The organism is Bacillus sp. URHA0034, from assembly GCF_056280405.1.
In genome coordinates, this window is sequence record NZ_JBWCDK010000002.1 from 3,579,904 (window position 1) to 3,592,406 (window position 12,503).

Annotated in this window: 15 protein-coding genes; 9 read left to right on the plus strand and 6 right to left on the minus strand. The window is 42.2% G+C overall.

All coding sequences use genetic code 11. The features are described from left to right. Nucleotides 1-6: 6 nt before the first annotated feature. A complete protein-coding gene (locus ACZ9EE_RS19225) occupies nt 7-225 on the minus strand; it encodes a DUF2922 domain-containing protein (RefSeq protein ID WP_476029578.1) in 219 nt (72 codons plus the stop codon). Here ACZ9EE_RS19225 and ACZ9EE_RS19230 point away from each other — a divergent pair. Continuing rightward, nucleotides 219-398, plus strand: a complete 180-nt coding sequence (locus ACZ9EE_RS19230; RefSeq protein ID WP_476029580.1) for a hypothetical protein — start codon at nt 219-221, stop codon at nt 396-398. The two genes, ACZ9EE_RS19225 and ACZ9EE_RS19230, sit on opposite strands and share 7 nt — an antisense overlap. Here ACZ9EE_RS19230 and ACZ9EE_RS19235 read toward each other — a convergent pair. Beyond that, entirely contained in the window at nt 390-608 is a 219-nt protein-coding gene (locus tag ACZ9EE_RS19235; protein WP_476029582.1) for a DUF1659 domain-containing protein, read from the minus strand. The two genes, ACZ9EE_RS19230 and ACZ9EE_RS19235, sit on opposite strands and share 9 nt — an antisense overlap. Before the next feature lie 164 nt (nt 609-772). After that, on the minus strand, nt 773-1,255 hold the full coding sequence (locus ACZ9EE_RS19240) for a sigma-70 family RNA polymerase sigma factor (RefSeq protein WP_476029584.1): 483 nt from the start codon (nt 1,253-1,255) through the stop codon (nt 773-775). 299 nt (nt 1,256-1,554) lie between these two features. Here ACZ9EE_RS19240 and ACZ9EE_RS19245 point away from each other — a divergent pair, with 299 nt between their 5' ends. Both ACZ9EE_RS19245 and ACZ9EE_RS19250 read left to right on the plus strand, forming a co-directional pair. Continuing rightward, nucleotides 1,555-2,439, plus strand: a complete 885-nt coding sequence (locus ACZ9EE_RS19245) for an ADP-ribosylglycohydrolase family protein (RefSeq protein ID WP_476029586.1) — start codon at nt 1,555-1,557, stop codon at nt 2,437-2,439. Between the two features lie 16 nt (nt 2,440-2,455). Next, nucleotides 2,456-2,905, plus strand: coding sequence for a DinB family protein (locus tag ACZ9EE_RS19250; RefSeq protein WP_476029590.1), 450 nt, complete (start codon nt 2,456-2,458; stop codon nt 2,903-2,905). A 292-nt stretch (nt 2,906-3,197) separates the two neighbouring features. Here ACZ9EE_RS19250 and ACZ9EE_RS19255 read toward each other — a convergent pair whose 3' ends face one another. Continuing rightward, nucleotides 3,198-4,265, minus strand: coding sequence for a CdaR family transcriptional regulator (locus tag ACZ9EE_RS19255; RefSeq protein ID WP_476029592.1), 1,068 nt, complete (start codon nt 4,263-4,265; stop codon nt 3,198-3,200). A 559-nt stretch (nt 4,266-4,824) separates the two neighbouring features. Here ACZ9EE_RS19255 and dapA point away from each other — a divergent pair. The 6 genes from dapA to ACZ9EE_RS19285 all read left to right on the plus strand — a co-directional run bounded on the left by dapA (nt 4,825) and on the right by ACZ9EE_RS19285 (nt 11,773). Further along, a complete protein-coding gene (gene dapA / locus ACZ9EE_RS19260) occupies nt 4,825-5,721 on the plus strand; it encodes a 4-hydroxy-tetrahydrodipicolinate synthase (protein ID WP_476029594.1) in 897 nt (298 codons plus the stop codon). Nucleotides 5,722-5,747: 26 nt separating this feature from the next. Then, nucleotides 5,748-7,073 (plus strand): gluconate:H+ symporter, encoded by a 1,326-nt coding sequence (locus tag ACZ9EE_RS19265; RefSeq protein ID WP_476029596.1) that lies wholly within the window; start codon nt 5,748-5,750, stop codon nt 7,071-7,073. A 302-nt stretch (nt 7,074-7,375) separates the two neighbouring features. Continuing rightward, nucleotides 7,376-8,263: a 2-hydroxy-3-oxopropionate reductase gene (garR, locus tag ACZ9EE_RS19270; protein ID WP_476029598.1), complete on the plus strand. Its 888-nt coding sequence runs from the start codon at nt 7,376-7,378 to the stop codon at nt 8,261-8,263. Nucleotides 8,264-8,355: 92 nt separating this feature from the next. Beyond that, nucleotides 8,356-9,708 (plus strand): glucarate dehydratase, encoded by a 1,353-nt coding sequence (gudD, locus tag ACZ9EE_RS19275; RefSeq protein ID WP_476029600.1) that lies wholly within the window; start codon nt 8,356-8,358, stop codon nt 9,706-9,708. 102 nt (nt 9,709-9,810) lie between these two features. Continuing rightward, nucleotides 9,811-10,938 (plus strand): glycerate kinase, encoded by a 1,128-nt coding sequence (locus ACZ9EE_RS19280; RefSeq protein WP_476029602.1) that lies wholly within the window; start codon nt 9,811-9,813, stop codon nt 10,936-10,938. Nucleotides 10,939-11,074: 136 nt separating this feature from the next. Beyond that, the gene (locus tag ACZ9EE_RS19285) at nt 11,075-11,773 is read left to right on the plus strand and encodes a FadR/GntR family transcriptional regulator (RefSeq protein WP_476029604.1); all 699 of its coding nucleotides are present in this window, start codon (nt 11,075-11,077) and stop codon (nt 11,771-11,773) included. Between the two features lie 88 nt (nt 11,774-11,861). Here the strand turns inward: ACZ9EE_RS19285 and ACZ9EE_RS19290 are convergent, their stop codons facing one another. Both ACZ9EE_RS19290 and ACZ9EE_RS19295 read right to left on the minus strand, forming a co-directional pair. Continuing rightward, nucleotides 11,862-12,161 (minus strand): c-type cytochrome, encoded by a 300-nt coding sequence (locus ACZ9EE_RS19290; RefSeq protein WP_476029606.1) that lies wholly within the window; start codon nt 12,159-12,161, stop codon nt 11,862-11,864. 148 nt (nt 12,162-12,309) lie between these two features. Continuing rightward, the gene (locus tag ACZ9EE_RS19295) at nt 12,310-12,468 is read right to left on the minus strand and encodes a hypothetical protein (RefSeq protein ID WP_476029608.1); all 159 of its coding nucleotides are present in this window, start codon (nt 12,466-12,468) and stop codon (nt 12,310-12,312) included. Nucleotides 12,469-12,503 lie beyond the last annotated feature (35 nt).

A 12,503-nucleotide genomic window follows, 5' to 3' on the forward strand; every position in this document is an offset into this window, starting at 1 on the left:
CCGTTATTAAGCAAGTTCGTAATCTGTTACGTCACGGTTGACTACCCTGGCTCCTTTTGAAGCCACTAACTTGCCGCTTCCAGTCGTGAAAACATTCGCAGCAATAATTTGTGCCATCGATAACTTAACCACTTCCTCATCAATCGGCTCCTTTGGATTATCAACCGAGATCCGGGCCGTCTTACCGTACTCTGTTCCAAACTGCAATTCCAACGTCTTTGCCATACTATTCACCTCCTTTTCCTTATACAAGAGATATTAATGCTGTTAACGGTATCGTTGGTGTCATTGGTGCCATTAGTGCATTTGGTGACAGGCACCGAACGTGGACACTGTCTACTCCAGAAGGACAGTTCAATCTACCGTTACGTTACTCCGAAGCCGAAGGTTTAGCCTAGGATTTCGAAGTTGTCGTTGCGTTCTACACTGTGTAGTGAGTCGTTGCATAGTGCTGTGATGGCTTGTGCTGCTTGAAATAGCTGGTCTACGGTTGACTCCTTTCTGACGTTGCTGAAGGTTCTTGATTTGAGAATTTGATGTCCTTGATTATCAATACCCCCATCAAATACTAAGCGTAGTTTTGTTCCTTCTAGTAATGCTTCTGCCATGGTCTATCACCTCCTTTCGCCTTCTATATATAGATTTAGGGGCAAAAAGGATAGGCTGAGAGAAAAAATAGTTTGTCAGCCCCTTCCAGCTAAGGGAAACGGGAAAAAACGGTTTAATATCCATACTGCCGACAAAAACCTTCACCATTTCGGACCATCTCTAACTAAAACGCAAGACCTGCTCGCAGCTTCTTAAGTGCACTCATTTTCCACTGTTTCACAGCCGAAACCGATACCTTCTCCCGTGCTGCCATATCCTTGACAGACAAATCCTCCGCAAAGGCAGCCACAACCCACTTGGTTTCCTTTTCCGATAAACCTTCACAATACGATAACAGCTGCTCCACCTCGAGCGGAATATCGGAGTAATCGCCTTCCACTGCCTCCCAATATTCCTCTTTTGGATACACGTTTCCGGCCTCATACCGGCTGCGCTTTGTCAGCTCAAGTAATAACCTCCCTTTGATATAGCTATAAGCATAATTCGTGAAGCTTCCCTTTTGGGGATCGAATCCTATCTGAGCTTCCCAGAGTGCAATTAACGCTGTCTGATGGAATTCATCTTTGTTACGGTAAATCGAAAGAGATTGTAAGATTCGATGAATCATAGGCGTATATTGTTCTGCTAACTCCTCAAAGTTATCCATATTTAAGATCCTCTCCAGGACCCGCGCGCGTTCCAATCAATTTCCTAGGTAGCTTTACCATACCGAGAAAGAAGGTTTACCTCGAATTCCACAATTTCCAATTTAAAGGATAATTGGAGTTGAATCGGAGGTTTTTGCCGTTTAAATTAAAAATTTAGAGTCGATTTAAGCAATTTCAGACGAATTTCCTATGATTTTATCGTTCATGATTATTTTTAAAAAAATCAGCTTAGTTTGGCAAAAGGAGTAAATCCGGATAACTATACCAATTTTTAACAATGTTGTAAGATAGAGGCGAGGTGATTTTTTTGATAACAAAAATAGAAGGTGCCTTAGTGGGATTTGCAATCGGTGATGCTTTAGGCGGCACCACAGAATTTTTAACCAAAGAGGAAATACAGACGCAATATGGGCAATTAAAAGAAATCAGCGGTGGCGGTGTTTGGAGTCTGGAAAAGGGGGAAACCACGGATGATACGGCGATGACAATGGCAGTTGCCAACGGGATCTTGAAGAATCCGACAGACCCAGTCGAGGCAATCGGGGATGAGTTTTTAAAATGGTATCATTCCAACCCAAAGGATATAGGCATAATTGTTCGGACTGTGTTGGGTTCATTTAACGGAAACTGGTTTGAGACGGCTAAAAAGGCCCACTATGAATATCTTGACGAATTGTCAGCGGGAAACGGGACCTTAATGCGCTGTTTACCAGTGGCCTTGGCTTATCAGGACATAGATGAAATCGAAGCTGTCACAAGAAAACAATCAAAAATGACACATTATGATTCTAAAGCAGATGATGCTTGCGTCCTTTACAATCGAATCGCTTACCGTGTTCTTCAAGGTGCAACGTTAAAAGAGACGATTACTGAGGAGGTCAAAGGAACGATCTATGAGTCTGTCCTAACTGGTCAAAGGCCAGCTTGCCTCCCTAGTGGCTATGTCGTGGATACCATGAACTGGGTCCTTTATTGGCTGTTAACTGCTGAAACTTTTACAGACGTCGTGGTAGGAGCGGCAAATGAGGGTCATGATAGTGATACAGTGGCTGCAATCGCTGGGGGTCTTGCGGGTTTGGCTTGTGGATACGAGAGCCTGCCGCGTCACTATGTAGATGTCTTACTCCAAAAAGAAGAACTGATTAAATTGGCACATGAAATAAAAAATCTTAGAACGAGATAATGGAGGGGTTAGAATCATGAACACCATTATTAAGATGTTTCAGCATGTAGATTGGGCCAATCTGCGAATTCTTGAAGCACTGAAAGCCAAAGGGGATCGGAACCACCAGACTAAACAATTGTTCTCTCATCTCCTGCTTGCAGAAGAAGTATGGATTAATCGACTTACAGGCTTAGACAGTAATCCTCAAGCAATCTGGACAGAGCTTACGATTGAGGAGTGTTCAAAGCTGCTGGTAAAAAATCAACAAAAGTTTGCCAGACTTCTTGGAGGTTTATCAACGATAACCATGGAGGATGTCATTGTGTATAAGAATAGTACCGGAGAGGAGTTTTCGACGTCAGTCGGGGATATCCTTACCCATGTAGCGCTTCACGGCCAGTACCACCGGGGCCAGATTAATCGGCTCCTGCGAGAAGAAGGCTTCGAACCGGTAAGTGTGGATTTTATTACGTTTGTCCGCTAAGGCGGGGGCGTTAAGTATTTCTATTGGACAGTTTCCGATGGGGATTTGATATTTAGTCTATTAAATAGTGGCTATTTGACAGTATGACTAGACACCTGAGGAATTTGTCCAATAGAGCTTGTCTAATGGACAAATTATTTGATTGACGTGAGGAATGTGTCCGATAGAGTCTGTCTAAAGGACAAATTACGAAGTAGATGGCCGGGTTTTGTCTAATAGAGTCCGTCTTATACAAAGCTCCTCAAACCAGGCAAATAAATAAAAGCCGATAGTCAATGGACTTTTTCTTTTTTTATCCCACCCTTATCCCCGTTTTTAAAGGCTGTTTTTGCATTTTATAAAGAATATACCCCGTGAAAAGCTGGAACAAATCCATAAAATTTTTCGGATTTTTATTGGTCAAAACTTCAATCCTTTGTAATCGATAAGCCAAGCTGTTCCGGTGAATATGAAGTTCCTTCGATATGGCATTCATGTCACCTGAGTTTTTTATATAACAAATCAAGGTCTCAATCAGCTCTTGCCCTTTTTGATTTTCAGCGTGTTCTTTATAAAAGTCAGTAATTTCATCAAAAGAGAGCTCTTTGTTTGTTAGGTAATCAATAAATTTTAACTCCTGATAATGGCAAATGGTTTGCGGGAGATCCATCCGTTCCACAATTTCTATGGCACGCCGGGCTTCATGAACGGACTTGGATACGATCGTATAGTTGCTGCCGAGTCCAACTCTGACTCCATTCGGCGATTGGATGACTTCGATTCTTTTAAGCAGATCGCTCTCACTTGGGATCACATAAAGAATGCTATCTTGGTTGAGTCTAAATGAAAATTCCTGTTCTAGCAGATAAGGTTCCATATGGTGGCGGCCCTTCACGACAATCGCTTTTCGTTCTATATCAAGATTAATGCCAAGCGCCTCACCGCTGCTCTTCATTTCGTCATCATATTCCTCAGAACGGAACACCCATTGAAATAAAAATTCCTCTTTCATCTGTTCTTGGATCCGGCGTTCTCTGAATAGAAACTCTTGGTTGATTAAGAGATCGGCAGTTACTCGGACTAACTCCGCAAACGGTCCGACAATATTTGGGTCACCGCTGATGCCGATCACACCCATAATTTTATTTCGAAAATGGATGGGCATATTGACACCTGGCTGGGAGCCCTCCTCCGAATGATAGATCGAAACAATCGTCCCCTGCTCAATCGCGGAAATGGCTCCCTGATGGTAGGTGCCAATCCTTTTAGGGTCACCCGAGCCAATGATTAAACCAATCTCATCCATGATGTTCACATTATAGGGAATGACGTTCATTACTTTATTGGCGATTTCCTGTGCTAGGGCTTGATACATTTTCATCCGTTTTCCCTCCGGTCTTTTTCTGTTTTTAATATAATAAAAAGAGGCATTTGTTTATTTGCCCAAAAAAGAACAAGTATTATTAGCAATTTGAATGATGATTTATTTGTAAGACAATTATACAATAAAAAATGTAAACGGTTACTAAAAAATAAAAAAATTCTATCACGTTTGATAAAATCGTCAATAATTAGTCACTTGACTAATGTTCGTTCATATTTTTTACCCATTTAAAAAAGGATTTTGGTCAAACGACTAAAAACATCTAGATAAAATTTATCAAAATGAACGAAGCAATTTTCAGCGAAACCGTTTACGATGGATATGTGAAATGATTCACGAACTCGAAATCAGTCAATCAACACATGTCGTTAATTTGTCATACCATTCACATACTTGTTTACAGGATAGGTTATTATGATTACGAAGTTAGATATAGTGTTTGTCGTAATAAATAATCTTTTATAAAAACAAAGTATGTGAATAGATTCACAAATGTACAATTTTTAAAATCTTCTTGTCCAAAGCAAGAATCTAAACAGCTGGGAGGAGTAAAAAAATGTTTAAGCCAAAAGGGGTCATCCCCGCATTAGTCACACCATTAGATAAAAACGGTCAATTGATGGAAGAGGCATTACGAAAAGTCATCGACTACACCATTGCAGGCGGTGTCCATGGATTATTTATCCTAGGGAGCAGCGGCGAAATTTATGGTTTAACACCTGAGCAAAAACGCCGTGTCGTGGAAGTAACAGTGGATCACACGGCTGGAAGGGTTCCTGTTTATTGTGGGGCTAGTGAAATCACTACGAGAGACTGTATCCAAACAGCTCAAATGGTTGAGGAAATTGGCGGTGTTGCAGCATTATCCGTACTTACTCCATATTTTATGTCACCTACGCAAACTGAGTTAGCGGATCACTTTAAGGCCATTGCCAAGTCTACAAATCTACCAATCATCCTTTACGGGAATGAAGCCCGTACCCAAGTGAAAATTGATGTGAAGACGTGTGAAGAACTTAGTAAGGTTGACAACATTATCGGAATAAAAGACTCAAGCGGAGATTTTACGAAAACGGCTGAGTATTTGAGGGTAACCCCGCGCGAATCCTTTTCCGTTTTACTTGGACGCGACACACTCATTTATGCAGGTCTATGTCACGGTGCCACTGGTGCCATCGCAAGCACAGGGAATATCGCTCCTAAATTAGTAGCCGATATTTACAATACGTTTATGGCTGGTGACTATCAAAAATCACTAGAATTGCAGTTTAAACTGGCGCCATTACGCTTAGCTGTGGACAAAGCCACATTCCCTGTTGTGTTAAAAGAAGGGTTAAGAATGGTAGGAATTGATGTTGGTTACGCATTTGCTCCTGCAGCAGAGATGAATCCGGAGAGCAGAAAGCTATTGGAAAACGTTTTAAAAGATTTAGAGCTTTACCAAATCTATTAATTTCCCAAGGGAAAGGAAGAAATAACATGCCATTATTGTATGTTGCCTTAGCAGTTGCCCTTTTACTTGTTTTAATGATTCCGCTGAAAATGAACGGGTTCATCGCACTTCTGTTAACTTCTTTATTTGTCGGTCTCCTCGTCGGAATGCCGTTGGATAAAATTTGGGAAACCATTGGTGATGGTCTTGGAGGCCAGCTCGGTGGAACTGCCCTTATTGTTGGTCTCGGAGCTATGCTTGGAACGGTTATGGCTGATGCGGGTGCCGCACAGCGAATTGCTACTAGTTTAGTAGACAGAATGGGAATTAAACGAGTTCAGCTTGCTATCTTAATCGCTGCCTTTGTACTAGGCGTTACCATGTTTTATGAGGTAGCTTTTGTGCTATTAATTCCACTTGTATTTGTCATTGTTCGTCAAACAAAGTTAAACCTTTTATGGGTTGCTTTACCAATGTCAATCGGGTTATCAACCTGTCATAGTTTTCTCCCGCCACACCCGGGACCAGCAGCTGTTGTTGGCGTCTTCCATGCCCACATGGGATTAACTCTTTTATACGGTTTAATTATTGCTATACCTGTAGCTACTTTTATCGCACTTACTTGGCCTAGACTTTCATTTGTTAAAAAGATTAATCCAATCATTCCTGATGGACTTATTACGAACAAAACGTTTAAAGAAGAAGACATGCCATCCTTTGGAGCAAGTATTTTTGTTGCTCTTATTCCAGTAGTACTCATGGCCATTGACGCTATCTCAACTGTATTTTTACCAGAAGGTAACGGTTTTAGGCATGTAATGGATTTCATCGGTTCCTCAGAAATGGCATTATTAATTGCTCTCTTAATCTCTATGTGGCTTCTAGGGACAAGAATCGGCCGTCCTCTAAAAGATGTGATGCAGTCTTGTTCCAATGCGGTTAAGCCAATGGCAATGATCATCTTGGTGATTGGTGCTGGCGGCGCATTTAAGCAAGTACTTGTTGATGGCGGAATTGCCGATTATATCAAAGATATCACAGATGGCTGGAACATGTCTCCAATCTTACTCGCTTGGATTATCGCTGCTCTCTTACGTATTGCTCTTGGTTCAGCAACGGTAGCCGTTATGACTGCTGCCGGGGTGGTGCTGCCCATCGCTCAAAGCTCAGGAATAAGCATGGAATTAATGACACTTGCTGTTACATGCGGAAGTATCGCTTTCTCTCACGTAACCGATCCAGGCTTCTGGATGTTTAAGGAATACCTCAATTTATCAGTCGGTGAGGCAATCAAAATAAGAACAACTTATACAACCGCACTTTCCATTCTTGGTTTAATCGGTGTATTAATTCTCAATATGTTTATTGGATAATTACTTTCTTTTGAATCAACCGGGCAGTAAATCATGATATGTCCCATTTAATAGGGAGTTTGCTGCCTATGGTGTCAAAAATAGAAAAGCGGAAGCGACCGTCTAGCGGCGTATGGCCTGGAGCGCTTCGACAGGGATAAAGGAAACACGAAGAGCGCTAGCGATTCGATGTTGACTTATCGTAGGGAGAAGAGTGAAGGACACTAGCTGCTGGTCGCTGAAGCTAGACAATTCTCATCTTATAAGGAAAGTACAATCTTGTACTGCTCTTTTTATAAAAAATCCGTAGGAGTGAATGAATAATGAAGAAAATTGGATTTATTGGACTAGGAATTATGGGGAAGCCGATGAGCAAAAACTTAATCAAAGCTGGCTATCAGTTAATCGTTAGTGATTTTAATAAAGACGCAGCGAAAGAACTCGAACAATTAGGCGCAGAAGTAGAATCAACGCCTAAAGCGATCGCGGAAAAATCAGATATCGTCATCACGATGCTTCCAAACTCTCCAAACGTCAAAGCAGTTGCTCTCGGAGAAAACGGATTGATCGAAGGTGCACATGAAGGATTAATCTATGTGGACATGAGCTCTATCGCACCTGCTGCTTCCCAAGAGGTATATAGAGCGCTAATCGAAAAAGGAGTTGAAATGTTAGATGCTCCTGTAAGCGGTGGCGAGCCAAAAGCCATTGATGGTACGATCTCTGTTATGGTTGGCGGTAAGAAGGAAGTTTTTGAAGAAGTGAAAGATGTATTAGAAGCTATGGCAGGATCGGTTGTACATGTTGGTGAAATCGGTGCAGGTAACGTAACGAAGCTTGCTAACCAGGTGATCGTTGCTTTAAATATTGCAGCTGTATCTGAAGCATTTGTTCTAGCTCAAAAAGCTGGTGTAAATCCAGAGGCCGTTTACCAAGCGATTCGCGGCGGTTTAGCTGGAAGCACAGTATTAGATGCAAAAGCGCCAATGATGTTAGACCGTAATTTCAACCCAGGTTTCCGGATTAACCTGCACATTAAAGATTTAACGAACGCAATGGAAACGAGCCATGAGTTTGGTACTCCTGCTCCGTTAACAGCCGCTGTTTTAGAAATGATGTATGCCTTAAAAGTCGACGGTCATGAATTTGAAGACCACAGCAGTCTATTAAAATACTATGAAAAATTAGCGAATGTAGAAATTTCACGTTAAATAGATTGAAAAACACGATAGAGAACGCAGCAAGATAGAATTCTACGTTCTCCTATAACCAAACTATACCATTTTGATTGGAGAAAATCCCCATGAATACAGTTGAAAAAGTTATTAATGCTACTCCAGTTGTTACAGAAATGGAAGTCTACCCTGTTGCCGGCCGCGACAGTATGTTATTAAATCTTAGCGGCGCACACGGGGCTTATTTTACAAGAAATATTGTCATCTTAAAGGATAGCAATGGCAATGTCGGCGTTGGGGAAGTACCTGGCGGAGAGGCAATTCGTAAAACCCTGGAAGATGCAAAAGAACTTGTAGTCGGTGCATCAATCGGTAACTATAACAATATCTTAAATAATGTTAGAAAAGAATTTGCCGGCCGTGATTCAGGCGGCCGCGGTTTACAAACATTCGATTTACGTATTACCATCCATGCTGTTACCGCGATTGAGGCAGCATTACTTGATCTTTTAGGAAAACACTTAAATGTTCCAGTTGCGTCTCTTCTAGGCGAAGGCCAGCAGCGTGACAAGGTAAAAACTCTTGGTTATTTATTCTATATCGGCGATCGCAATCGGACCGATCTTCCTTATTACAGCAATCCTGATTCTGAAGTGGAATGGTACCGGATCCGCCACGAGGAAGCTCTAACTCCAGAAGCCGTGGTCCGCCTTGCTGAAGCATCACAAGCTCTTTATGGCTTTAAAGACTTTAAACTTAAAGGCGGCGTGTTGGAAGGCAAAGAAGAAATCAAAGCGATTAAAGCGCTAAAAGAAAGATTCCCAGATGCAAGAATCACCCTTGATCCAAACGGTGCTTGGTCCTTAAAAGAAGCAGTGGAACTTTGCAAGGATATGCATGGGATTCTCACATATGCGGAAGATCCATGTGGTGCTGAAAATGGTTACTCTGGCCGCGAAGTCATGGCTGAATTCAGAAGACAAACAGGTCTTCCAACAGCAACCAATATGATTGCGACAGACTGGCGTCAAATGGGTCATACGATTTCCCTGCAATCCGTAGATATACCGCTTGCCGACCCGCATTTCTGGACGATGCAAGGTTCCGTACGTGTAGCGCAAATGTGTCATGATTGGGGACTAACTTGGGGGTCTCACTCTAATAACCACTTTGATATCTCACTTGCGATGTTTACCCATGTGGCTGCTGCGGCACCTGGTGAAATCACGGCAATTGATACACACTGGATTTGGCAGGAAGGTATTGAGCATTTAACAAAGGACCCATTCCAAATTGTTGACGGTCACTTAACGATTCCTGATAAGCCAGGCTTAGGGGTAGAAGTAGATATGGATGAAATTATCAAGGCACACGAATTATATAACAATATGGGCCTAAACTCTCGTGATGACGCTGTTGGTATGCAGTTCTACATTCCCGGCTGGAAATTTGATAACAAGCGTCCGTGCTTGGTTCGTTAATTAATATACTAGTATAATCAAAACTATAGAGGGTGACTTTGTTGTCACCCTTATCTTATTAAAATAAATTATTTTCTAATTAACTGTAAAGGACGGATCGTTATGAAGTTTGTGCTAGCGCCTGATTCGTTCAAAGAAAGTATGACGGCGAAAAATGCTGCCCTGGCAATGGAAAGAGGAATCCGAAAAGTTTTTCCTGATGCAGAATGTGTGACCGTTCCAATGGCTGATGGCGGGGAAGGCACAGTCGAATCGCTCGTCAGTATGACGAATGGGGAAATAATCAAGACTGAGGTGCTTGGACCTCTTGGCAAAAAAACTATCGCGGAATATGGTCTCTTGGGAGAAGGGCAAACCGCTGTTATTGAGATGGCAAGTGCCAGCGGATTGGAATTACTTAAACCTGAAGAGCGCAATCCTTTATTGACCACCACTTATGGAACCGGACAATTAATTAAACATGCGTTAGACAAAGGTGTCAGCCGCTTTTTAATTGGAATTGGCGGCAGTGCGACCAATGATGGTGGAGCAGGGATGCTTCAAGCACTTGGTGTTTCGTTTAAAGATGAAAACGGCGAAGAGCTGTCACTTGGCGGTGGTGCCTTGGGCCGCCTGCGTACGATTGATTTAAGCGGCTTGGATGAAAGAATGAAAGATGTCAAAATCGATGTGGCCTGTGATGTGACCAATCCGTTAATCGGTGAAAACGGGGCTTCTGCTATTTTTGGACCGCAAAAAGGAGCAACTCCTGAGGTCGTGAAGGAGCTTGATCAGAATTTAGCTCATTACGCTGAAGTGATGAAAGTGCAGCTGGATAAGGATATTGCCCATATGGAGGGTGCCGGTGCAGCAGGTGGACTTGGTGCTGGGTTGATGGCTTTTTTGAATGCTCAGTTGCGAAAGGGTGTTGACCTAGTGATTGAGTATACCGGCCTTGAGGAGCGCATCCAAGGTGCGGATTATGTGTTTACAGGGGAAGGCAGTATTGATGGGCAAACGCTTTTTGGGAAAACGCCGTTTGGTGTTGCGACGATTGCCCAGAAGTATTCCATCCCTGTGATTGCGTTTGCCGGCCGGATTGGCAAGGGTGTGGAGCCTCTATACGAAAATGGATTTACTGCTATTATCGGAATATTAACTGGAGTGACCTCTTTGGAGGACGCGTTGAATTCTGGGGAGGCAAATATTGAGTTTACAGCAGAAAATATTTGCCGTGTTTTAGCGCTATAACGCAAGCTGTTCGCTGTCAGGTTTCTTGGCAGCGATTTTTCATTTTCGGCCAGTTGATGTGGGCACTTGAACCTTTTTTCATTTCAGGTAAAATGGGAAGAGATGACAAAATAGATATGACCCGAGGAGCCTGGAGATGAAAGATCCTTCGAAAAAAATAAACATTGAATTAGTACAGCGTAATACTTTATCTAAGCAAGTTTTAGAAAGTATTGTACAATTATTAATAAGTGGACAGTTAAAACCAGGGGATAAGCTGCCGACTGAGATGGAATTACTAGAGATTTTGAATGTCAGTCGTCCAGTGCTGCGTGAGGCGCTTAGTTCGCTGGAGTCCCTGGGAGTTATTACACGGAAAACACGTGAGGGAACTTTCTTTAATAATAAGATTAGCAGTCATCCCTTTTCCGTCATGCTCGCGTTAGCGCATGATAATCTGAAGGCGATTGTAGAGGCACGGATGGCATTGGAATTAGGGTTAATCACGATGGCAGCCGAGAAGATTAGTGAGGACGAGCTCGTCAGATTAAAGCAGACGATTGATTTTATTGAGAATTGCCAAGATGGTGACTATGGAGAAGCTGATATTGAATTTCACCGCATTATTGCCTTGAGTGCGGACAACCCAATCGTTGAAGGGATGATTGATTCATTAATTGTGACGCTGGTGAAGATTAATAATGAAATTAAGGTGCGTGAACCAGAGCGGACAATCCGCCATCATACCGCAATCTATGAAGCACTCGCCAACCGAGATCCATTCGAAGCCTTCCACCAAATGTACCTCCATCTCGATTACGTCCGCCAGAAGATCATAAAAGACACTAAAATGTAGAAAGTCTAAAGGTGACAGGCACCATGTGAATCATTCACATGGTGCCTGTCACCTTTAGTTGTATTTGCACGGTAGTTTATGTGAATACTTATTTTTTCTCGATCAACCACTTGGTAACGACTCTCGATTCTTCATCTGTTAAAAGATGCCCTGGCATTTTATCGGATCCTTCAGTGATCATCTTAAATAATTCATCTTCCGAATATTTACTGCTCATATTTAAAAGAGGTGGTCCCACCGCGCCTTTTAAATTGCCTCCATGGCAGGCTGAGCACTTATTTCCATAAAGCGTCTCTCCATCCGATGCTTCCTTCTTGTCGGCAGCATTGGATGAACAGCCTGCTAACAATAAAAGCGATAGCATGGCCACTGTCCAGAATTGCTTCATCCTCTTAAACCTCCATTATCATAGTTAGTAAAACAGCTCCTAACACGATTATAAAGTGTATAAAGATGGAAATAGGGGTTGAAAAATGAAAATTTTCGGACAGTTGGGCTAAAGATAATGGGTCCCTTTCATCAAAACGAATCTCTATTTAAGAGGTAACGGTCTCTTCAACTGTTTGCACTTCCGATTCATGGACCAACTGCACATTAAATTTACTGTCCTTCTCCCGTAGTTCCCAATAACCTGAACTATACTTGTAAATAACAATAAAAAGCTTCCCGTCATAAACCACTGTTTCATTCATCAATTTAATACCACCCTTATCTGTTAGTTGAATGATAT